Raw genomic sequence first — 24,541 nt, forward strand, 5'->3', positions numbered from 1 at the left:
ACGAACCACCAAGAAGATAATTTTCATTTAATCGTAAGGTATCTTCTGTTACTCGTTCATTATTTATATATAGACCTCCGTTTTTAATAAGTCGTTTCCCTTCTCCTTTGCTTTCCAATATCCCTGTATGGATTAGTAAATCCAATAAAAACTGATTTTCTGTTATATAATTTATTGGAGCCTCTGCATGAGGAACATCACTGAAAACATCTTCCAATACCGAAAGTTCTAACTGATGCAAATCACCTCCAAACATTGCTTCACTGGCACGAATAGCACTCTGGAGAGCCGTTTCCCCATGTACCATTCTTGTTATTTCCCGTGCTAAAGCCTTTTGTCCTGCCCTTTTGTGAGGTTCTGTTTGAACCTGTTTTTCCAGTGCCTCTATTTCTTCCGCAGATAGTAATGTGAAATACCGTAGATATTTTGGAGTGTCGGCATCTGCTTGATTAATCCAGAATTGATAAAAGCGATAGGGTGTTGTTTTGTTCGCATCGAGCCAGATATTCCCGGACTCCGTTTTTCCAAATTTTGTGCCGTCTGCTTTTGTAACCAGAGGAAGCGTTAGTCCATAGGTCTCTTTTCCTAACAATCGGCGAGTTAATTCCATACCGGAAACAATGTTGCCCCATTGGTCAGACCCGCCTATTTGAAGTCGGCAATCAAAATTCTTACACAGATGCAGATAGTCATAAGATTGTAAAAGACAATAAGTAAACTCCGTGTAAGAAATTCCATGTTCACGGTCTTCCAATCGTTGCCGTATAGCGTCTTTTGTCAGCATTACATTCACACTAAAATGTTTCCCGATGTCCCTTAAAAAATCCAATAGATGTAATTCACAGAGCCAATCCGCATTATTAACCATGATAGCCGAACTATTCCCTTCAAAGGAGATAAAGTGAGAAAGTTGTTTTTTTATACCTTGAGCATTCTTTTCTATATCCTCTTTACTTTGGAGTTGCCGTTCATCCTTCTTTCCACTGGGGTCGCCTATAAGTCCCGTGCCTCCACCTATAAGGACAATGGGCTTATGTCCCCATCGTTGAAAATGAACCAATCCCATAATAGGTAATAAACTTCCAATATGTAAACTATCTGATGTGGGGTCAAAACCGCAATACAATGTAAACTTTTCTTGATGCAGTTTTTCTGCAAGTTCCGGATGTGTTGTCTGATGTATCATTCCACGCCATTGAAGTTCTTCAAATAAAGTTTTAAATGCCATAACTACTTATCCTTTAATAAATCAAAAAAGAATTGTTAAAGACCGATTATAGTATAATATGAGAAAAGAACCGATGAATGTTAGAAATTATAACAATTTTATATTATAATTTTACATTAGAAAGGTTATTTTTAAAATAACGAGATTTACAAAAATATAAGGAAATGAGACATTTTTCACAGGAAAAATGTTGACAAAAGACATTAAAAAATTATACTATTTTAGTATGTTGTAAAATAAAAAGATTGACGAAAAAACTTGACAAAAAACGAAAAAAATAGTTTTAATAGAACTTTTCATATTCACAATTCAATAACTGTGTTTTATGGAATTAAAGAAGATAGGATTTAAGTTTATGGAAAGAAAAAATATCTCATATCCCGTGGTAGTATTTTTACTATTGGCACTTGTTATAGGGGGAGTGAGTTGTAAAAAGCCTCCTGCAAACAAAGAACCAATTGCACAATTTTCTGCTTCACCTAAAGAAGGAAATGAACCTTTAATAGTCCAGTTTAATGACCTTTCTGTATCGGAAGACTCTCCTATAGTGTCTTGGTATTGGGATTTTGGAGATGGAGAGACCAGTAACCTGCCCAATCCAAGAAAAACTTATTATCACAATCCGAAAGATGGCAATAACCCCAGTCTATATACAGTGCGATTAATTATCTCTACGGGCAGAGGTCTTACAGAACGAAAAGAAGTTAATTATATCCGAGTAAATCCGGGCACAACCTTCTCTGTTATTGACCCACAGCAATCTGTGTATAATGGTGTGGCTTCCGGTTATGGCGTAAATGTCAGAATTCCCCAAGGTGCTCTTACCGCAAAAACTACATTTAGCATCTACGAAACGAAAGAGACCAAACAATTTAGTTTTACAGAACCGATGGAATTGGTATCTTCTTTCTATCGTATTGCTCACAATGCAAAAACAGAAAATCTTTTTGCAAAAAGTAGCGATAATAAAATAGTTTCCACTACATTAGAAATTCCTTTGTTCCCCGGTGAAGAAAGTAGAACTGACCGCCCTGCCAATAGATATTTAATATTGGCTCTTTTAGATGACGGCTCAATAGTTCCTATTTTAGGGGAAAAACAAGGAACTTATGCTATTGCTCGAATAACAGGATTACCCTATCAAGCAACTTATGTTGTAGGTTTTTTCCCCACGGCATCAATTATTGATGTCCCCGTAACAGTTCCTGAAGATGCAAAATTAAATTATCCGTGGAATCTCAAATGGCGTATTTTTGGTTCAATGCCTGTAATTAAACAACTGGTTGCCTTAGAAAAAGGAAGCATGGAAAATCCTAATTCCTTTTATAATGAAAACTTTTCAGATGCGGTAATATCCGATAGCCTGACGAAACTTGCCACTAAAATAGCAGGAGTTTATGTCGAATATATCGCTTCGGGAATGAGAAATCCCATTTTAGTAGACCAGGATGGAGCCTATGGCGTTGTATTCTTTAATATGAATTCCAACTATACATCAGAATATGAGGATTTTAATCAACTTGCAATTGCCAACCGCAAATTTGGAAATATTGTTATTGACCCAAAACAACTTTTAATGGTATCTATTCATAATGCCTTAACTGCCTTAAACGATACTACCAATACCGATATAAAACAAAAATTTACCCCTTATAACATTTTCGCACAATATCTTTTCTATTCTTGTTTTGATAACTATCAATTCCCTGACCTTACAATTCCTGACCCATCGAATATTGATATATATGGAAAACCACAAATGGTCTCATACTTTAAAGGGATTCGTGAGTCCATTGCGATTTATTTAGGTCAACGAGCAGACCGTGTCGTCGAAGAGATTGAAGCAAAATCAACAAAAGCCGATACTGCCCGAACATGGGCTCGTTCTTTTGAAGAAAATGAATATCTTGATTTATCGCAGGCTCTTTTCCAGCCTGTTTCGATGAAAACTAAAAATTATTACAATGCGGGACATGAATTTTGGGTATATCTTGAACGAAAACTTACAGATATCCCAATACTTGCTTTAATTGGTGCTTCAGGTGACCCTTATGGTGGTTTTCTCCAAGAATTAGAAAAAGTATTCAAAGAAAGTGTTAAGCCTCAACAGGTGGTAAATTATGAATTAGCAACTACACTTACTTATGCTACTTTAGACGCTGTAATTCATGCAGCAACAGATGAAAAAGAAAGACTATCGGATTTGTATTGGTATTATGTTCGCGGTAGGTCTGCAGAAAAATTTGAAGAAACTGTGTTGCGTAATTCGGATAATAACAGCAAACCCTTTGTATTTAATGAAAAACGCTTTAATTCCGTTGGTGTTCCTTCTCGGGAAAATCCTGCACCCACAGACAAAGTAACTATCAATGCGTCAACTATTCCTGAACTGGCTTCGGTGCTACCATTTTCATCCCGTGCCGTAAAGGTAAACATAAATCCTCTTGCTGATACGGCTCAGGTTGTATTTAATCCAACCGAATGGACTGCAGATGATAATGGCTACAGTCTGAAATTTGCTGTATATCACCCGTTGAGGAAGAAAGTATTTACTTTAGATGAAAATGGAGAAGATACAAATGGTGATGGAGTGCTTGATACAATAACCATACAAAAATTTATACCTACGGAAGACGAATGTTTTGATTATGTGTATTTGTTAGTGAGTAATGTTAGTTTAAAGACAGTCAGTCCAATCAATGTTGCTTTACAAACAAAAGCCCCCAGTTCGGTTCCTGAAAATCAAATACTGAAAAAATTTGTTCAAATTTGTGACCCCTATTATGATTATGAATTACTACGAACCGCTTCATTCCCTGCTTTTGGTATCTCCTCATATCTGCTTGAAATGACCTCCGGAATGTGGCGTGGGTCTCAAGAATTATACAATGCTCAACCCTGGAAACATTATCTTACTATCATCGAGCCTTCTATTGTTTTACATGACAAAGCCATATTACTGATTACGGGGGGCTCTACAGGCAGTGAACCTGATATTACAGACCAGGCAGAAATGGTCCTGCCATTTGTTTCTGCTACCGGAACAGTAGCTGTTCTCCTGAAAGCCGTTCCCAATCAACCCTTACAATTTATTGACGAAACAAAAAAGAGAGTTGAAGATGGGATTATAGCATACAGTTACGATAAATATATGGACGGATATAAGGCAAGACAAGCAGATATTACCTGGCCTGTTCTTTTGCCTATGGTCCGTTCTGCAGTCCGTGCTATGGATACAGTCCAAAAATTTGTAAAAGAAGAAAAACCGGGACGCCGATATGACATTAATAATTTTGTTGTAACAGGTGCGTCCAAACGCGGTTGGACTACCTGGTTAACCTCTGCTGTTGACCCACGAGTTTGTGCTGCAATGCCTATCGTAATAGATGTGTTAAACATGCCCTCTCAGATTGAGCATCATTATTATTCGTATGGCGAAAAATATTCTCCTGCTTTGATTGATTATGTGTCGTTGGGTATCTTTGACCGATTAGGGACACCAGAAGGCAATTCTTTATGGAAAATTGTTGACCCCATTAATTATCTGGACTCTTTGACCATGCCCAAGTTTATGTTGAATTCAACCGGGGACCAATTTTTCCTACCCGATTCAGCAAAGTTTTATTTTAATATGTTAAAACCTAACATTACCCTTACAAATGGCGTTGTATATCCTGATAATGCTTACTTATATTATGCCCCGAACACAGACCACGGATTGGTATCTTCCAATGCTCTCGACTTAGATGAAAATTCATATAGAGCGTTATTAGCCTTTTACCTTTCCGTAATTAATAATCGGGAGAGACCTAAATTTTTCTGGTGGGTTGAACAGGATACTACGGAGACAGATATAAAGAAAAGGGCTTTCCGCATTCGTTTGGATACAATTACCAAACCAAAAGAAGTTTTATTATGGCAAGCAACAAATAAAAACACAAGAGATTTCCGTTTAAGTACTATAGGACTTGGGTGGTCAAGTAGTAAATTGAAGCCATTCTGCGAAGAATGTGGAGGCGACCCTGGCTTTGACCCAGAAGCAATTATTGATAATACTACCAACAATGAAAAGTCGTATAATACAAGTTTAGAAACAATGAATGGGGCAAAGTCCATTCTCGGTAAACTTCAAAATAGTGATAGTCAAAAAGTTCTTTACTTAGAAGGTACTCCTTATCAAATGGGATACCAATATGGTTCCTTGCTTAAGGATGAAATTACCAAATTGGTTCGAAATGAAAACTACTCTGTTTTTACATCGGAAGATGAAAAGTTAGCGGGACAGTTGCAAAAGGATATGCCTTCTCTTTGGAATGAGATTACGCAAGGTATCGCCGATGGCTCTGGTTTACACTACGAACAATTATTAATGGCTCATATTGTATGGTGGAAATCGAGAGCCATAAACAATGAAATAGATAAAACATCTATTGTTTCAATCAATAGTAGTAAAGAGAATAAAGAATTACTACTAACCTTATGGAAACCAAATAATCAAGATGCGTTTATGACTATAGACCCCATAGGGTTACTTACCATGAACATGGTTATCAAAAACACAGGAGAATCAATCTCTATTGTTAATAACACGGCGGAACCATTAGCAAATAATATCAACAAAATTCAATTTGTTATGGATTGGTTAAATACATCCATTCCTACAACAGTTGTTGAATCGAATAATTCAGAGCTTGATTTATTATATGCTAACAAAGATGCTTTCTATGCAATAGATTTGAGTGGCTCAAAAATAAAATCTGTGAGTATTGCGAATCCCACTATAGCTGAAGATAAGAATTGGATGGCAAAATACACACCATCTACCCAAACAATTTCGCTACCATCGGAATATGGCGACTGCAATTCTCTGACAATGGCATCTCTTGTTGATACTATGGCTAATTTCACCATAGGCAAAGACAATACAATGCCGATAAATCAACAAAATGCTTCCGTTCAAATACTGAAAACGAATATTGTAGATAGTGCCAAATCTTATATCTCTGCCGAAGGAGAGGGGGAAGGAGAAGGTGAACCTCCATGTATTTGTGAGTTTGGAGAAAATGAAATTATCCCGTATGTAGGCACTGTTGAAGTACCCAATCAGGGATGGACAGCATTCTTTATTCAAATTCGATTCCCCGGTCCGGAGCCTTATGTGCCAGAACTTAAAGACTTAGATTATGTGTTTAGCACTCGTGTTGTTGTCGTCCCCGATACATATCCCAAACAATAAAATATAAAGAAAATTAATATAAAAAACACGATACAAGATGGATGATATCGTTTACCATTTGATTAAATAGGGGAAACAAAGCATATCCCTTCGGACATATATAAAGGTAAAGAGAAAGGGGGTATATTTGCGATATTATCGTATATCTGCGTCAAACCATTTCAATACAGCCATAATTCCACGGGCTCTGCGGAGCATTGTGGCTTTCAATCCTTTCTGACGCAGTTTTACTTTTGCTTCCTGGCGATTTTTAGCAATAACAACTCCGCCGATAAATGATTTCTCAAAATCACCTTCTGCCCGTATGGCATGATATTCATAAATCGCCATACTATTTGCTCCTTATATTGGGAGTTTTATTTATTCTTTGATTATAGCACAATTATTCTTTTTTGTCTACTTGTTTTTGCTTATCTATTTCCTCTACCCGTTTTAATATTTCTGGTAGTGTTTGCCCAACAGGTCCTTCGATAAATATGTCCGTTACAGACTCCGTAAATGGTGTTCCATGAACATTAAACTCGATAATTGTTGCACCCCATTGTTTCGCAGTATAGGGAAGAGATGCTGCAGGATAAACCTGAGCCGATGTCCCGACAACTAACATAATTTCACAACTTTTGGCTAATGTTTCGCCCATAAATAATGCTTGAGATGGAATAGGCTCGCCAAATAAAACTACATCAGGCTTCATATATCCCCCACACTCACAACGAGGCGCCCCATGATTCCGATGGGATAAACTCATAGGTCTTTTTCGCCAGCAGGCTGTACAGGAAAGCATCTGAGCATTACCATGATATTCAACTACTGTTTTGCTCCCTGCGGAATAATGTAAATTATCAATGTTTTGTGTGATTACTGCTACCAGATGTCCTAATTCCTCTAACCTTGCAAGGGCAATATGGGCAGGATTCGGTTTTGCCTTTGCAATTGTATCTCCAATTTCATAAAACAACTCCCATACCTTATCCGGATTATCCAGAAATGCTTCGTATGTAGCATATTCCTCCGGTGGAAAACGAGACCAAAGGCCACCTTCGCTTCGAAAATCAGGAATTCCACTTTCTACGGAAATTCCGGCACCTGTTACGGCTACTACATTCTTGGAATTAGCAATTAACTCTGCCGATTTTTCAATAAGTTCATTCATTACGGTTCAATCCTTTCTAAACCATGCATATAAGGTCTTAAAACTTCAGGAATGACAACAGAATGGTCGGGTTGTTGATAGTTTTCCAGGATAGCAACAGCAGTTCGCCCAACAGCAAGACCCGAACCATTGAGAGTATGCACAAATTCTGGCTTTTTATCTCGCTTAAAACGAATATTTGCCCTTCGCGCCTGAAAATCTGTGAAATTCGAGCAGGAACTAATTTCACGATAACAATTTTGTCCCGGTAGCCATACTTCCAAATCATAAGTTTTGGAAGCGGAGAAACCTAAATCTCCCGTGCACAGAGTTACTACTTGATAGGGGAGACCTAATAATTGCAAAATATGTTCCGCATCCTTTGTCAATTTTTCTAATTCGTCCCAGGATTCTTCGGGTCGGGTAAATTTAACAAGTTCCACTTTGTTGAACTGGTGCTGTCTTATCATACCCCGCGTATCTTTTCCATACGAACCCGCCTCACTGCGGAAACATGGAGTATATGCTACATATTTTATGGGGAGCATTTCATCAGATAGTATTTCATCACGATGGATATTTGTTACGGGGACCTCCGCCGTCGGAATAAGCCACAAATCAAAGTTTTCTACGCGAAACAAATCCTCTGCGAATTTAGGTAATTGCCCTGTTCCTTGCATGGTAGCGGAATTTACGAGAAATGGTGGCAAAACTTCCTTATAACCATGTTGCGAAGTGTGTACATCTAACATAAAATTAATTAATGCCCGTTCCAGTAATGCCCCGGCACCTGTCGAAAGAGCGAATCTTGTTTTCGCAATTTTTACAGCACGGTCAAAGTCAATTATTTTTAAATATTCTCCCAACTGAACATGGTCCCACGGTTCAAAATCAAATTTTTTAGGTTCTCCCCATTTTCGCTCTATACGATTGTCCGAAGAATCTTTCCCAATAGGAATACTCTCATGGGGTAGGTTAGGAAGTGTTAATAATATCTGTTCCAGTTGCTCATCATACGATTTTAATTCTTCTTCTAATTGGGCAATATTCTGTTTAATTTGGCTCATAGAATTTAACAGTTCATCTACATTCTCTTTTTGCCTCTTTTTTTGAGCAATAGTTTCACCTGTTCGGTTTTGTTCTGCCCGCAATTGTTCGCATTGATATAATTTTTCCCTGCGGATGCGGTCTATTTCCAATAGTTCTTCCAATCGAATTTCTTTACCTCGTTTACCTAAGGATTCCCTAACCTTGTCTGGGTCAGAACGAATAAGTTTGATGTCTATCATAAACAATCCTTTTTGTTCGTTATTATTCTATATCAATTCCTAAAACTCTTAATATTCTTGAGAATTCTTCATTATTAAAATAAGAAACTTCAATTTTCCCTTTTCCAGAATTCCCATGTTTAATATTAACTTTGGTTCCTAATCGTCGGCATAATTGTTGTTCAATTTCTAAAATCTGTATATTTTTTGTCTTTTTAGATGTAAGCGGTTTCTTCTTAGTATCCTCCTTTAAGCGGTTTACCCATTGTTCTGTCTGACGAACGGATAGCCCCCTTTCTATAACCTGTTGAGCAACTTGAACTATAAGTTCCGAATTGGGCAACCCTAATAATGCCCGTGCATGTCCCATTGTCAATGTTCCCTCGATAACCCTATTTTGCACCGCTACCGGAAGTGATAGAAGTCTTAACGCATTGGATATTGTAGAACGGTCTTTACCTATTGTTTCTGACAATTGCTCCTGAGACCAGTTAAATCGTTTCAAAATGGATTGATAGGCTTCGGCTTCTTCAATAGGATTTAAATCTTCCCGCTGTATATTTTCAATCAATCCTAATAAAATGGATTCATCATCAGATATATTCCGACATATCGCCGGGATTTCTTTCAGTCCAGCCAAAATACATGCCCGTAATCTTCGTTCCCCACAAACCAACTCGTACTTATCTTCCGTCTTACGAACAATTACAGGTTCCTGCAATCCATGTTGTTTTATGGAATCGGCTAATTTCTGTAAAGACTCCTCATTAAAAGTTTTCCGTGTCTGAACCTTACTGGGTATAACCTCAGTAGGATTTAATAGAAGTATTTGTTTGTCGGATATTTTTTCCTGTGAGGAGGCAGGATGACCTTCTACCGTTTCCTCTGTTCGTATCGGACCTAATATTGCATCCAAACCTTTTCCTAATGCTTTCTTTTTATTGGGATTCACGGGATATTATCTCCTTTGTTAATGCAATATATGCCTGAGCACCGATAGATTTTCCATCATAATAAATTACAGGTTTCCCAAAACTGGGTGCTTCACTTAAAGTGACATTTCTTGGGACTATCGTCTGAAAAACCTTATTTCCCAGATATTGTTGCACTTCACTAACAACCTGTCGCGAAAGATTGGTATGCTGAAACATAGTTAACAATATTCCCAAAATTTCTAAATTGGGATTAAAATTTTCTCGAATTCGTTTTACCGTTTGCAATAATTCCCCCAATCCTTCCAGTGCGTAATACTCACATTGTAAAGGAACAATTACCTTTTGAGCGGATACCAATCCATTAATGGTTAATAATCCCAGAGCGGGTGGACAGTCTATAATAATATAATCAAACTCTGAAATTATAGGTGCTATGGTCGTCTTTAATCTATATTCCCTATTATCCATCTCAATTAATTCCACTTCTGCCCCTGCTAAGGCACTATTAGAAGGGATTAAATATACATTCCTATATTCTGTATTTTTTATAGCATTCTGTATAGGTAAATCTAAAAGCAAAGCAGAATAAGTTGTATGTTCTAATGTATGTTTGTTAAAACCAAGTCCCTGTGTTGCGTTGCCTTGAGGGTCAAGGTCAATAAGAAGCGTCTTATAACCTTCATTCCCAAGACAAGCAGATATATTCACAGCGCTTGTCGTTTTTCCTACACCGCCTTTTTGATTGGCAAAAGCAATAATGACACCCATAGCCTTATCTTTATAAAAAGGTAAAATCTCGCATTTATTAGATATAATATCAGTTATGGAAATCCTATGACAAAGAAAAACATTTTATCAAACCTTGATAACGAATAGAAAAAGTATGCTTCATCCCTATTTCCCTTATAGAGAACCGTTAAATTTAGGAGGAATCTCCTGTTTCTCCGAACAGATTACTCAGGCGTTAAAAGTGTGGCTAACACCTGAACGAATAGATAAAATTAATCGTGTATTACAAAATAGAACTTATACCATCTTACCTGTTTTAGATGGTTTGTATGACATTGGGAATATGAATGCTGTTCTAAGGACTTCAGAATCCTTTGGCTTTCAAGCAGTGCATATCATCGAAACCAGTGCAAAATACCGTGAAGCAAATCGGGTTGCTCAGGGTGCCGAAAAATGGCTGGATATCTTTCGCTGGAAAAATCCATTGGATTGTATCTCTTATTTGAAAGAAAAAGGATATAAGATTTGTGTTACTTCGCTAGATTCTCAGAAAACAATTAACGAAGTGGATTTTTTAATACCAACAGCTATTATCTTTGGAAATGAACACGAAGGGGTTTCAAAAGAAATTATCCATCAGGCAGACGAAAGTATTATTATCCCGATGTATGGATTTACTCAGAGTTTCAATATATCCGTAGCTGCTTCCATTGCCCTTTATCATGCTTTCCAGAAACGAACGGAACTATTACAATCCAATGGCGATTTATTTGAAGACGAAAAACGAATATTAAAGGCAATTTTCTACTGGAAATCTCTTTCCCGAGCAAAAGAAATTGTATCCCATGCATTAAAAAAAGATTTTATCAAATAATTAGGGTTGAATATTTAGGCTATAAATACGATAAACTATAAGTTTGAAACATAAAATAAATACTGATGGAGGAAAAAATATGTGCCGTTCTTTACTGAATTTGGTTTGTGTACTGTCCCTTGTCCTTATCCTTACCCTTGTTTCAGGTTGTGGAAGTAAACCACAAGGCCCCTCAAATCCTCCTTCCACTACCTCCCAACAAAAACAAGCAGCATCCCCATCTGCTAAAAAAATTAAAGTGGCTTTTATTACCAACAATGCATCGGATTTCTGGAAGATTGCAGAAGCAGGCACAAAAAAAGCCTCTCAGGATTTTGGTGTAGATGTAATTTTCAGAATTCCTTCCGCTGGAACCGCAGAACAGCAGCAACAAATACTACAAGACCTGATTACCTTAGGTGTCGCAGGTATTGCAATTAGCCCCAAAGACCCCGAAAATCAAACAGAGATGCTAAATGAAGCAGCCCAAAAAACAAATCTTATAACCCAGGATAGCGATGCTCCAAATAGTTTAAGGAAATGTTATATTGGAACGAATAATTTTGATGCAGGAGTTGAAGCAGGAAAACTTATACAGGCATGTACACCGCCAGGCTCCAAAATTATTATTTGTGTAGGCACATTAGATGCTCAAAATGCACGAGACCGATTGGAAGGGTTGAAAAAACAAATTGAATCTACAGGGCAACAGATTATAGATATACGCACGGATGAAACAGACCGAGCCAAAGCGATAGCCAATGTTCAGGACGCTTTAGTGCGTTATCCCGATGTTGCGTGTTTTGTCGGACTATGGAGTTATAATGGCCCTGCCATTTTGAATGGTGTTCGTGATTCAGGCAAATTGGGGCAGGTTAAAATTGTTTGTTTTGATGAAGAAGATGAAACACTACAGGGCGTAAAAGATGGATATATTTATGGCACCGTTGTGCAAAGACCCTTTGAATTCGGATACCAATCTGTCCGTATTTTGAAAGAATTGGCAGAAGGAAATACATCCAGTATACCGGAAAATAAACAAATTTTTATTCCAACCTTGTCCGTTACCAAAGAGAATGTGGATTCGTTCTGGTCCGAACTAAAACAAATTTTAGGTAAATCGTAAATGTAATGCAGGATTAAAAAGAATGAGAAAAGCATTAGGTTTAGTTGGTCTTATTATTGTCTTATGTATATTGGCTTATTCGTGGGAATGGTTTCAGTGGTATCGCCATGGTAAAGAGTTAGGAATTTCTTTTTCCAGTAATTTTTTATCTCTTACAAACTTTAAAAATCTATTACCATGGATAGGGTTGTTCGGAATATTAGCATTGGCTCAATCTATAGTTATCATTACGGGTGGAATAGACCTATCCATTGGAAGTGTCGTATGTTTGGTTTCTGTTATTTCCTGTATCCTGATTGATAAAGGGCAGGGCTGGTCCCCATTCCTGATTTTCCCCTTTGCCTTATTTATTTCTGTCCTTATCGGTATATGGCATGGAACACTCATTTCCTACTTTAATATTCAGCCTTTTGTTGTAACCCTTTGTGGTTTGTTTGCATACCGAAGTTTTGCCCGTTTCTTTGCCGGGGATACAACTCAAGGATTTGGAAATGCCTTGCCCAATTGGAAATGGTTGGGGAAAGGGACACTTTTAGATTGGTTTCCTTCTCTTCAACCTTCTGCGGGTGCTCCTTCCTCTACAGCTGCTTTACTCATGGATTTAATTGCCGCTCCTCTGGTTATCATGATAGTTTTTACTATTATCGTGGGTCTTTTTTTACACCTTTCACCTATGGGCAGACATCTTTTTGCTTTAGGTGCTAACGAAGAATCGGCTCGTTTTAGTGGTATTCAGACCCATCGGTTAAAATTATTGGCGTATGTTATTTGCAGTCTGATTGCAGGTATTGGAGGGCTTTTATTTGCTTTTAAGGTAAATTCCGTTCAGCCTTCTGATTTTGGTAGTTTCTACGAATTATATGCAGTTGCAGGAGCCGTTTTAGGAGGATGTAGCCTTCGCGGTGGAACAGGAAATGTAATCGGTGTTATTTTAGGTATTGCTCTTATTATGGTTCTACGCAATCTCGTGAATATTTTAGGTATCCGCAGCGAATTGGAATATGTCGTTATTGGTGGTGCTATTCTGGCAGGTGTTTGTGCGGATGAATTCTTTATGCGACGGTCACAGAAAAAACGGACTATAGAAGCAAAATGAATATGGAAAAAGAATACTATATCTACAAAGGACTTTTAAACAAAATCAAAGAACCACCAACATTAGAAGAACGCGAAAAATGTTCCAGTATTACATTTTACGCAGAAGATTTAATGAAATGGTCTTTAGAGGATGACCCGGGAGAAGAAGAATGGAAAGGTATTCCTGCTAAAAGGGCGATAGAGGAAATAGATGGGGAAAAAATCTTTAGATGGACCGGTGATTTTAGTGGGCTTCGAAGATTAAATTTTTTAGAGGATATAGAAAGACCCAGCTTTTGGGTTCCGTTAAGCACACGAACAAGCTCCGTTCCTCATTTCCCGATTACTCAAAATAGACATCCCATTGTTGAAATATCCTATCGTATGCAATACGGTAAGTGTCTTCCAGCGTGGACATGGCATTATACGACAGGTCAATTTTTTGAATTCCTGGATATGGATTTTAAGTGGGTTACAGTAGCAAGGGCATGGTGTTTTAATAGTTTCCCTAGAAAAATAGAAAACTTTGCTCTTCGTTTATATTCCTTTACAAGAACAAAAGAGACAATGTATATACGCAGTATCCGCTTTCGGGAACCTACGGAAAAAGAAAAAAATTGGCTCAACAAAAAGGATATCTTACAGTTAGGTAATGAAAAACCTATCCATTATCCTGTATTAGATAACTTTTTCCCGATAGGAGCCTATATTAACGCAAATACAGCAAAAAATATGTCCCATCTTTTAAAAATAGACATGGCTTCTTATCTGGATTTATTATTCGAAGATATGTCTTTGCATTACCACAATGTTGCCTTTGTAGAAAAATTTTATGATTTCCTACCGGGTGACCAGGAAGTGCTGTTTGAGACATCCCGAAAACACAATATAAAATTAATCATTTCTTTAGAAGAAGAAACCTTATTCCTTGAACCTACAAAAATAACATCATTTATTAAAGAAAAAGAACACTCCATTAAGAGATATGCCGCCGAAGAAAATTTGTTCGGATGGGTAATTAAAGAGAATCCCTCCGATGCCGAAGTTGATGCTTATATACAAATCAAAAAGAAAATTGAACAAATAGATGAAAAGCACCCTGTTATTTACCTTACCAGAGAAGCCAATGCCTTCCCCTTATATAGCCAATTTTCTTCAATCGCCGGAATAAGCCATTGGAAATCAAAAAATCCGTGGGAATTGGGACAGGTCTTAAAAACACATATAAAATTTATTAATGGACAACATTTATGGGCCATTGGTCCCGCTTTTGTTTTTGGCTCTGGAGCCCCTAAATGGAATTCTGCGCCGGAAATAAGACTTATGATTAATCTGGCAATATCCAGCGGTGCCCGTGGATGGCTGAGTTATACATACCATAATATACCGTTATGGTCAGGAGGTGAATGTCAGCGTTCTTTAACGGGACCATTCCTGACTTTTAGCGATGTATGGCAGGAGTTAGGAGGTAGGTTAGGACGATTTTATTCCCTTGCTTCTTTGGTTATGTCGGCAAAACCTGCAAATCCACCAGATTTCTCTCCTGATATTCAATCACGAAAACATCCCCGTTCCCGATGTCCCGATAATGTTGATATTTTAATCCATACATGGATGAAGGGAGAAAATTTCTGGCTATTTTATCTTGTAAATCAAGACACATCAGAAGTGACAGGAGTAAATATTACTTTTCGTTCTGCTTTGCCTGAACAATATCGTATTTATGATGCCACTCAATTTGTCCGTTCCTATCAATGGGAAGAATTACCCTTGTCTTTCCATCGGGAAATGTTCCCCGGACAGGGACAAATTATGCTAATAGCTACCCCTGAAGAATGTCAGCATTGGGGAAAAATAATTATGCAGCGAATTTTCGATTATATCGAACAGCAGATTGCCATCAATGTAGAATTGCTGAAACCTTATTTGTCTTCTGTGGAAAAAATATCCGACAAGGTAAGGGAACTCAAAGAAAAACAGTCTATGGATAGCTTGCGAAAAATGGTAGAAATAAAAAATCAAGTAATAAATACCATATATTCGACAGAAGATATATACCAGGTACGAGGGAAACTATTTGAGGTGGGCTCTATTTTATGTGCATGTGATGGCGTTTTGTGTCGTTTGTTGAGTGAAGGGAAAAGCACCGTCGTAGAAAAATATAAAGAGGATGTATTAAAGTTAGCAAGCGAGTTTATAGAATATCGCGTAGGCGTTCGTGAAGGAAAAGGGAAAAAATTCATTCCTTATATCGAAAAAACATCAGGACGGCTCTCCACAATCTTACAGGAATTGCGGCAGAATGTAAGTTCTTAGGGATATAAGGCAACGAAAGTTTGTTACCCCTCTAAGTGTTTCCCAATTCTTCTAAAAGCAGGAGCCATGGATAAATAAGCCGACTTATATTCCTGATACCAGAATTCATATTCCTCACTATTTTGTGGATTAGGTTCTACTCGATGTAACTCTTTGATGATGCTTTCACATGCTTCAGAAAGAGATGTAAACATTCCCGCTGAAATACTCGCTAACAAACCAGCACCAAAGGCAGGGCCTTCATCTACATTAATAACCACCATAGGAACTTTACATATATCTGCCATTATTTGTCTCCACAAACTACTTCGTGCTCCTCCTCCCGATATACGAACCTCATTGATGGGTATGCCCATTCCCTTCATAATTTCAACACTATCCCGCATACCCAAGGAAACCCCTTCCAGTACAGCCCTTGCCATTTCTGCTTTTCCATGCATCAAAGACAACCCTATAAAAGCACCTCTTGCATACGGGTCTTTATGAGGAGTGCGTTCCCCCGTTAAATAGGGAAGAAAAATTAGTCCATTCGAGCCAACAGGAACTTTTTTCGCAGCTTCTGTTATGTATTCATAAGCATCAATGCCCGTTTCTTTCGATTTTTCAATCTCTTCTTTACAAAGTTTGTTTCGGAACCATTGCAAAGAACCTCCCGCACTTAACATTACACCCATCACATGCCACGCACCCGGAACAGAATGGCAGAAAGTATGCACCCGCCCTTCCGGGTCTGTATGAACATGTTCCGCAAATGCAAAAACAACACCACTTGTCCCGAGAGAAGCAGAAACAATTCCTGAACGAACAACACCACAACCTACTCCCCCTGCAGCCTGGTCTCCTCCTCCCGCTACAACCACTACATCCGAAGATAAATGAAGTTGCTCAGCAACAGAAGATTTTATTTTACCTGTGACCTCTGTCCCTTCATAAACTTTTGGCAACCACGCAACGGGGATATCCAATTTGTTTAATAATTCTTCATGCCAGCACCGTTTATTTACATTAAAAAGCAATGTTCCCGAAGCATCTGCTACATCCGAAGCAAATTCCCCGGTAAGTTCATAACGGATGTAATCCTTAGGTAACAGAACATGTTTTACTTTTTTATATACCTCAGGAACTTCATCTCGTAACCACAAAATTTTGGGTGCGGTAAATCCTGTCAAAGCAGGATTGGACACCATTTCAAGAAGTTTCTTTTCTCCAACAATTTCAGTAATCTTTTCACACTGCTTTGCTGTTCGCTGGTCACACCACAAAATCGCAGGATATAAAACCTCCCCCTTTTCATCTAAGAAAACAGAACCGTGCATTTGTCCGGTTAAACCAATCGCACGAACTTCCTGCCCATTAATTTTTTGGCAGATTTCGGAAAGCCCATCAAACACAGCCTTCTTCCAGTCCTGAGGATATTGTTCTGCCCAGCCCGGTTTAGGACTATGCAAATCATAAGTTTTTGTAACAGATGCAACTACTTTTCCCTCTTCGTTAATAGCAACCATCTTTGTTCCACTGGTTCCTACATCAATACCAATTACATAACTCATAATCCAATCCCTTTATGTTTTGACTTTTAATTAAGTCTGACTTATCTGATTTGTTAGACAACCAATATATCTGATTGATAACCTATTTATCATAACCAATTACTAAATTTCATGCAAAAAATGAAGATATTAAATACGCTTTAATGCAGTGATAAGTTTCCATGTTGTTTGTTCCCATGTATATTCCACAACTCTCAATTTCCCCAATCGTATCCGCTCTTTTCGTTCCTCAGAAGGAAGATTTATGATACGATGGAGAACCACATTCAAAGAGGATGGATTTTCTGCATGGTAATAAAATGGCAACTCACCGCACCGTTCTTCCATTACAGGAGTTAAAGGCGTTACAACACAAGTCCCTGCTTGCATGGCTTCTATGGGTCTTAAAGCACTACCATCATGAAGGGCTGGATAAACAAATGCAGTTGCATTCTGAAATAAACCTGATAGCGTGCGGTCTGGACATTCCTCTATTCGAAAAACATTATCTCCCCAGTTTGTAGGTTCTTTTGCATGTTTTTTCCCGAGGAGGACTATTGTGTGAGGAATTTCTTTACAAAAATATTGCAACACCTCCAATGTCTCTGGCAGATGATGAATAGTTGCATCATCTATAACAGAAACCAGATAAGGTGGGGCTATCAAGGAGGGTGCTGATTGAGAAAGTATCGGCTCTACACCGGCAGATAAGGCGACGATTTTGTTCAAAGGGATTTTCCACACATCCAGACAACTTCGCCGTGTATATTCGGATGCAGTTAACCATAAGGGACTTTCATGAAATATCCTTTTTACATCACGCTTGCGGAAAAAATCTTCTTTCAATATTCCCCGATACCAGTTTTCTGTGTGAACAATCAAGGGGATACAGGGTGCACATGTAATAAAATGGGCTGTTTCCAGAGGTGTAATGACAACATCCATTTTAAATTTTCGAATAAGTGGGTCTAATATCGAACCCCGAATTGAAAAGGAAGAAAAAAAACCTTCTTGTTTGCTGGTTTCTGTAATAACAGGCCAACCTGCCCACTTTTCATATCCAAACTCTTTATTAAAAAAAACAAAAAAATCTGTTGTTTCTTGTAATTGTCGGGCATGGGAGAGCGATTTATATAAGAACCGACAAAAGAGGTCATCGGGCTCAAACTCTTCAGAAGCAAATAAATTAATCCCTATTTTCATGAAGTCCCTCTTTTATTTTACCTTGATGTAAAAGAATTCCATTTATCCATTCTGTGCCCATCTCATTAGAACAGAAGCGACCTCTGTTCTTGTAAACTCTTGTGGCAGAATTTCTCCTTTCTTCAACATTTCGCGAACCTTTGTCCCGCTTAATACCACATGATTGCTGGTATCATGCGGGCAGGTCTTGATAGATGCCATATTACCACAAGCCCGACAGTAAAATGTATGGTCGAAAAATAGAGGTGTAATTTTTAACTCTTCAGGATTAAAATTATCAAAAATCTTTTGCGCATCGTAAGTACCGTAATAATTACCAACTCCTGCATGGTCTCTTCCCACAATAAAATGTGTGCAACCATAATTCTTACGGACAATAGCGTGCATAATCGCTTCTTTGGGTCCTGCATATCTCATATTCACAGGCATAATACTCAATAAGATATGGTCTTTGGGATAATAATTCTCAATCAATGCTTTATAACATTCCATTCGGACACTTCCCGGTATGTCATCACTTTTTGTAGTTCCCATTAGAGGATGAATAAGGAGACCATCGCATATTTCCAGGGCACATTTTGTAAGGTATTCATGGGCTCTATGTATAGGATTTCTTGTCTGAAAAGCAACAATTCGTTTCCATCCCCGTTTTTCAAAAATAGCACGCGTTTGTTGAGGAGGTAAGTTATATTCTTCAAATTCATTCACCTTTTTATCAAAAACCTCTACAGGACCTGCAATAAATACATCCCCTAAACTATAAGTCCTTTTCACACCAGGATGTTGTTCGTCTGTAGTACTGTATACTTTTTCCGCGAGATATTTTTTATCCAATTGAAATTTTTCTTGAACTGTTATAGTCCCAACCAATCCATTTTCGGAACTATACAAGCCAACAACTTCACCTATTTCAATAGTTTCTGCTTTATCAGACGGCACATCTAAAAGAATAGGAATAGTCCATGGGATTGTCTTGCGAATATGCATGGTTTCCAAACTCGACAATGCTTCCTCTTCACCCATAAAACCTTCCAGAGGACTAAATATCCCTTTGGCAATACAGTCTAAGTCAAAAGATAAATATTCGTCCAATATTATTTGCTTTAATTTTTTTGCCTCATCTATCTTTTTTTGCTTTTCATCTGCGGGAACAAAACGATTAACTAACTTCCCACCATGTGGTTCAATAGCCATAATAAATCCTTTTTGTTGTGAAAGAAAATTGAGAATTTGCTTGCTAAATTATACTTTAACTATACACAGATTTTCGAAAATATGATTTTAAAACTACAAAATAAAAAAGAAATACAAATACTCTTGCTTGCACAGAAAATAAAGACAAAAAATCAAGATAGGACTTGACTATTATTAAGTTTTTTATGAAAAATATCTTAATTTAAAATAGGTTTTATTCAAAAAATAATTTTGCCTAAAATTTTATTTGCCGGTCTTTCTGGGAAGTATAGTTACTTCATCGAAGAGGTTGCCGTTGTCATCAATAGCCTGTGCTTTCAGTTCGTTTGCATTTATTTCAACATACCAGAAATGCCGTTTACTATCGGCTTTTTCGAGATAGCCCAGCGAAAAGTTTTCTATAGTTCTCGGGTTTACTCCAAAACAACCATCGCCTAAATATACAGTTCCACCTTCGACCACCTGTCCATTTCGCATAGGTTTTGTGCGTTTGAATGTGTGGTCATGATTTTCAAAGCATACATTGACTTTATATTCATCAAAAAGAGGTAGCCAGAGTTTCCTTTCTTCCACAGATACTTCTCCATCAAAAGAACGATGACTGGGATAAAGAGGCACATGGTATACTAGGATTATATAGGGATAATTTATTGAAGACTGTAAAGTAGATTTTAGCCATTCAACCTGTTCAGATATAGGTGTAATATGACTTGAATCTAAAACGATGAGGGAAAGATAGGGACTGAAAGCCCTTGAAAAGAAGGTTTTTCCTCCCTGAGCAAAATAACCAAAATAGAAAGGTGCACGTTCTTCTTGAGGTAATGAAGCGTCTTTTTTGTTTACCTCATGATTCCCAATACCTGCCACCACAGGGATAAGACATCCTTCACTGGTTTCCATATTCTTTTCCCAGTTATTAAACCATATATCCCAAATCCAATCATTTTTAGGGTCTCCATTAGCATAGGCTATATCTCCACCAATAACCAAAAACTGAGGGTCTTTTCTCGCGGCATAGGAAAGGAGGCGAGGTGCAGCTGGAAGTATTCCCATATCCCCTCCAATAACAAACCGAAGCGTTGAGCCATCATTAGGTATTGTACGGAATTTGTATTCTTTCGAGTATTTCCCTTGAAATGTTTTAAGAGTGAAATAATATAAAGCCCCAGGAGTTAAATTCGTTAACTCAAAAGTATGGACATTCCGTTGAGGTTCTACCTCCGGTATCGTTTTAGAGACACCATTTACCTGATATTGATACGATTGTGGATTTTTTGCACAACTTTTGTCTCCGTAAAGCACCTCTACAGGGTAATCTTTGCCTATAGATTGAACATTGATGGTCATTGTAGTATGGGGGTCTCCCTGCCATGTTAAATAAACATGTGTCGAATGAAGAGCACATCCTTCTAAGAAGTAAAATAAAGATATTAGGACTATCGGAAAAACAATAAACTTGACGGATAGAATTCGTTTCATAAAGGTATTTCCTTCTATTGATTGTTTTTTATTTGTAATAAAAATAATTTGATTTATCCCTGTTAGCAATAACAATTTTATAATATAATTTATTTACAGAGAAAATTTGGGTTAGTGATTTATGTTTTTGGATAAGGAGGATATGTTTTAATTCTTTCATCACAAATAGGTTTCCCCATAGTAAAAAAATACAATGGATTTACTAAAACCTTCTCTCTTTGGTTCCCTTCCATTATTCTAATAATTTCATCATCAAAAAAACAACCAATACCTGTTCCTCTTAAATTAAAAATTTCAGATTCAAGATAAAGCCATTGTCCCCAGAAACCTGCTTCCCAATGAAGTGGAGCATAGGGAAACCCATTGTAATTTTTTAGTTCCTCCTCTAAATCTGTAAATATACATGTGCACAATACCCCATCATGGGCTATTTCCTGTCCGCAACAGAGGTGCCCTGCTATCCGACGCATATCCCCTTCCTGACATAAGAAAAGCGGTAAATTATCCTCATTTTCTACCTTACTTACTTCTTTAAAGTATGAAGGAATTAATTTTTCAAAATGTCCTTGGCATAGCGGATATAGGTAAATTCCCGGTGTAAGATGTTCTACATGGTGAACAAAAAATAATAAAGAAGTTCGTGGAGCCAGAGGAATAATTTTTCTCAGTAATTGATGAGAGATATAGTTTATCCCCTTTAATATCTGGAAGAAGTCCTTTTGTTTTAACATAGCATTTATATCCAAAGCATGAGCACTCCTTCTTTGTTTGAACAAATCAAAACTTGGAGGAGAAGGAGTAAAAGTAGATATATGCGGCAAGTATTTATCTTTATATTCAGACAAAGTAGGGGCTTTTATGAAGGATGAATAAAATTCTTCGGAACTTTCTATTATGGCGGAAGAGACTTCTTCGATAATATCCCAATCTGTTGTTTGAGGACTTATCTTTTCAGGAATTCCAAACCATTCATCAAAAAGAATAGGATTTTTTATTGCAAATGATAGTTGCTTTTCCTGTTTTATATTGTTAGGTGAAACCATGAGAAGGATTTGAGGAAATTCTTTTTCTACATGGGTATACTCAGGGCGATTTAATCCAAGGGAGATAGACAGGTTTTGCAGGCTTATTCCTATATAATGGATATTCCATCCAAGGGATAGAGCAGAGAAAGTAAGGCATGCAATGGCATGGCCTGTGTCTAATAGACAATACCGAAAGGCTCGTTCCCCATATTTCCATGCTTCACGCCAGATAATTGAAGTAAGAGCAACAAAAAAACAAGGATACTCCGCAAAAGATGTTAGCCCTTGTTTTTCCCAGTTATTTTGGGTCATTATGGCTCTCTTCTCTAACTTATGTTCTGACGGGTCATAATGTAGAAGAAGAGAGTGGTTGTTATTAAGTAATTGAAGGGGAAAAATAAGGTATGCCTCTGTGGGATGTAGATTTCCACTTGAAGGATTACATCGAACTGCCCAACGAGAATCACGATATTCTTTCCATGCGGATATTCCTAAAGAGTGCAGTAAAAAATGAGATATAGTTTCTATATGAATAGACTGTGGAATAATATGTTCGGATTGAAATAAGGCTTCATGAAAGGGTGGAGAGAATTTTACAGGTAAAATGGGAAGATGAATTGGTTCTGCCCCTTGAAATTTTCGAAAAGGGTTGGGTTCATTATCCCAATCTAAATAACCTAACGAACGAGCATAACGGTAGGGTCTATGTTTCGTTTGCTTGTGGTAATTGTATATAATTTCCTTACTTGATTTCATTGATTTGTCTACCCAATCATTTTTACTTTTTATTATACAATAGGGAGATAAAAATAAATTTAAAAGAAAGAGAAATGATATGAAAAACATTCTAATGATTAGTAGTTGTGTATTACTTGTGTTGGCAAATGCATTTTCTGCCGAAAGAGAAACTGTTCAGGTATGGATGAGCTCTGAAGATGGAAAATATTTATTAACGGAACAGACAGTTCAAACAGAAAAACCTAAAAAGACGAAAGATTTTTTGATTGAGATAAACCCGGAGGAAAGGTATCAAACCGTATTAGGTATGGGAGGCTCATTAGAACATGCTACTTGCTCCAATTTGATGAAATTAGCACCTGATAAAAGAAAAGAAGTTATTACAAAACTGGTTGACCCGGAAAAAGGTATAGGGATGAATCTTATGCGCCTATGTATAGGCACATCAGATTTTGTCGAAGAGCCTTATTATTCCTATAACGATTGCCCCGACGGAGAAACAGACCCGGAACTAATCCGCTTTTCGATTGATAAAGACCGTGCGTATGTAATCCCGATAATAAAAATGGTGCAGGAAAAAAATCCTGATATGCTTTTCTTCGCTTCACCGTGGAGCCCACCAGGATGGATGAAAGATACAAAAACGATGAATGGAGGTATTTTATTAAAAGAATACTATCCTGCTTATGCCAATTATCTTAAAAAATTTATTGAATCTTATACGGCGGAAGGAATTCCTATCTACGCTATTACGGTGCAAAATGAACCACAAATGAATGATAAAGATTATCCGACCTGTCTCTGGACTGCTGAACAGCAAAGGGATTTTATTCGTGATTTCTTAGGTCCTTGTTTTGAAAAGACAGGGATTACAACAAAAATATGGTGTTGGGACCATAATTGGAATTATTTAGATTTCCCTCGTGCTATTTTTACAGATGTTAATGCCTCTAAATATGTAGAGGGAACGGGTTTCCATTTATATGAAGGCAGAGTAGATGCTCAAAGTGTTTTGCATGACGAATTTCCCGATAAACATATTTATTTTACAGAAGGTTCTACATTTTTATCCCGTGGTGCCGTTAAAATCATTGAAATATTCCGAAATTGGTCGCGCTCATATAATTTATGGGTTATATGTTTGGATTGGCAAAGAAAACCCAATCGCGGTCCTCATCATGCCAGCCCCACAATGATTGTATTAAAGGAAGATAATACGATTGAGTACCGATATGATTATTATATGTATGGACAATTTATGAAGTTTGTAAAGCGGGGTGCTTATCGTATTTCTTCTACTTCCGGTGACCGTTATTTTAACAATGTAGCGTTTCTTAATCCAGATGGAAGTATTGTTTTAGTGATAGCCAACGCAGAAACGCAAGAAAAAAAGGTTGCAGTTCGTTGCAAGGATAAATACTTTCGTTTGGAAATTCCATCAAAGACGGTTATTACATGTTTAATAAAATAGGT

The 24,541-nt window shown here is 37.5% G+C and carries 17 protein-coding genes; 6 read left to right on the top strand and 11 right to left on the bottom strand.

Translation table 11 applies throughout. From position 1 onward, the window contains the following. Nucleotides 1-1,228: tyrosine--tRNA ligase (tyrS, locus tag PLA12_06435; GenBank protein HOQ32130.1), on the bottom strand; the 1,228-nt coding region annotated here is incomplete at its 3' end. A 355-nt stretch (nucleotides 1,229-1,583) separates the two neighbouring features. Between tyrS and PLA12_06440 the strand changes: the two genes are divergently transcribed. Continuing rightward, a complete protein-coding gene (locus PLA12_06440; GenBank protein HOQ32131.1) occupies nucleotides 1,584-6,464 on the top strand; it encodes a PhoPQ-activated protein PqaA family protein in 4,881 nt (1,626 codons plus the stop codon). 135 nt (nucleotides 6,465-6,599) lie between these two features. Here PLA12_06440 and PLA12_06445 read toward each other — a convergent pair whose 3' ends face one another. From PLA12_06445 to PLA12_06465, 5 genes are read right to left on the bottom strand one after another with little or no spacing between them, the layout of a single operon-like run. Further along, complete coding sequence (locus tag PLA12_06445; GenBank protein HOQ32132.1) at nucleotides 6,600-6,794, bottom strand: hypothetical protein; 195 nt, start codon at nucleotides 6,792-6,794, stop codon at nucleotides 6,600-6,602. A 52-nt stretch (nucleotides 6,795-6,846) separates the two neighbouring features. Next, nucleotides 6,847-7,617 (bottom strand): NAD-dependent deacylase, encoded by a 771-nt coding sequence (locus PLA12_06450; GenBank protein HOQ32133.1) that lies wholly within the window; start codon nucleotides 7,615-7,617, stop codon nucleotides 6,847-6,849. Then, the gene (gene serS / locus PLA12_06455) at nucleotides 7,617-8,885 is read right to left on the bottom strand and encodes a serine--tRNA ligase (protein ID HOQ32134.1); all 1,269 of its coding nucleotides are present in this window, start codon (nucleotides 8,883-8,885) and stop codon (nucleotides 7,617-7,619) included. The genes PLA12_06450 and serS overlap by 1 nt, the downstream gene beginning before the upstream one ends. Nucleotides 8,886-8,907: 22 nt before the next feature. Next, complete coding sequence (locus tag PLA12_06460; GenBank protein ID HOQ32135.1) at nucleotides 8,908-9,816, bottom strand: ParB/RepB/Spo0J family partition protein; 909 nt, start codon at nucleotides 9,814-9,816, stop codon at nucleotides 8,908-8,910. Continuing rightward, on the bottom strand, nucleotides 9,803-10,567 hold the full coding sequence (locus tag PLA12_06465) for an AAA family ATPase (GenBank protein ID HOQ32136.1): 765 nt from the start codon (nucleotides 10,565-10,567) through the stop codon (nucleotides 9,803-9,805). Before PLA12_06465 ends, PLA12_06460 begins: the two co-directional genes overlap by 14 nt. Before the next feature lie 115 nt (nucleotides 10,568-10,682). Here PLA12_06465 and PLA12_06470 point away from each other — a divergent pair, with 115 nt between their 5' ends. The 4 genes from PLA12_06470 to PLA12_06485 all read left to right on the top strand — a co-directional run bounded on the left by PLA12_06470 (nucleotide 10,683) and on the right by PLA12_06485 (nucleotide 15,900). After that, a complete protein-coding gene (locus tag PLA12_06470; protein HOQ32137.1) occupies nucleotides 10,683-11,402 on the top strand; it encodes an RNA methyltransferase in 720 nt (239 codons plus the stop codon). 79 nt (nucleotides 11,403-11,481) lie between these two features. Continuing rightward, a complete protein-coding gene (locus tag PLA12_06475) occupies nucleotides 11,482-12,507 on the top strand; it encodes a sugar-binding protein (GenBank protein HOQ32138.1) in 1,026 nt (341 codons plus the stop codon). 22 nt (nucleotides 12,508-12,529) lie between these two features. Continuing rightward, a complete protein-coding gene (locus PLA12_06480; GenBank protein ID HOQ32139.1) occupies nucleotides 12,530-13,603 on the top strand; it encodes an ABC transporter permease in 1,074 nt (357 codons plus the stop codon). 2 nt (nucleotides 13,604-13,605) lie between these two features. Next, entirely contained in the window at nucleotides 13,606-15,900 is a 2,295-nt protein-coding gene (locus PLA12_06485; GenBank protein HOQ32140.1) for a hypothetical protein, read from the top strand. Between the two features lie 23 nt (nucleotides 15,901-15,923). On the opposite strand, the gene xylB is transcribed toward PLA12_06485, so the two are convergent. From xylB to PLA12_06510, 5 genes are all read right to left on the bottom strand, one after another. Next, a complete protein-coding gene (xylB, locus tag PLA12_06490) occupies nucleotides 15,924-17,450 on the bottom strand; it encodes a xylulokinase (GenBank protein ID HOQ32141.1) in 1,527 nt (508 codons plus the stop codon). Nucleotides 17,451-17,579: 129 nt separating this feature from the next. Then, nucleotides 17,580-18,632 carry a glycosyltransferase gene (locus tag PLA12_06495; protein ID HOQ32142.1) on the bottom strand — a complete coding sequence of 351 codons (1,053 nt, stop codon included), beginning with the start codon at nucleotides 18,630-18,632 and terminating at the stop codon, nucleotides 17,580-17,582. 42 nt (nucleotides 18,633-18,674) lie between these two features. Continuing rightward, nucleotides 18,675-19,826, bottom strand: coding sequence for a sulfate adenylyltransferase (sat, locus tag PLA12_06500; GenBank protein ID HOQ32143.1), 1,152 nt, complete (start codon nucleotides 19,824-19,826; stop codon nucleotides 18,675-18,677). A 243-nt stretch (nucleotides 19,827-20,069) separates the two neighbouring features. Beyond that, nucleotides 20,070-21,305, bottom strand: coding sequence for a metallophosphoesterase family protein (locus tag PLA12_06505; protein HOQ32144.1), 1,236 nt, complete (start codon nucleotides 21,303-21,305; stop codon nucleotides 20,070-20,072). Between the two features lie 119 nt (nucleotides 21,306-21,424). After that, nucleotides 21,425-23,086 carry a nitroreductase family protein gene (locus tag PLA12_06510; protein HOQ32145.1) on the bottom strand — a complete coding sequence of 554 codons (1,662 nt, stop codon included), beginning with the start codon at nucleotides 23,084-23,086 and terminating at the stop codon, nucleotides 21,425-21,427. A gap of 79 nt (nucleotides 23,087-23,165) precedes the next feature. Here PLA12_06510 and PLA12_06515 point away from each other — a divergent pair, with 79 nt between their 5' ends. Continuing rightward, entirely contained in the window at nucleotides 23,166-24,539 is a 1,374-nt protein-coding gene (locus PLA12_06515; protein ID HOQ32146.1) for a glycoside hydrolase family 30 beta sandwich domain-containing protein, read from the top strand. Nucleotides 24,540-24,541: the final 2 nt, after the last annotated feature.

It is taken from the genome of Candidatus Hydrogenedens sp., assembly GCA_035378955.1.
Taxonomy (GTDB): domain Bacteria; phylum Hydrogenedentota; class Hydrogenedentia; order Hydrogenedentales; family Hydrogenedentaceae; genus Hydrogenedens.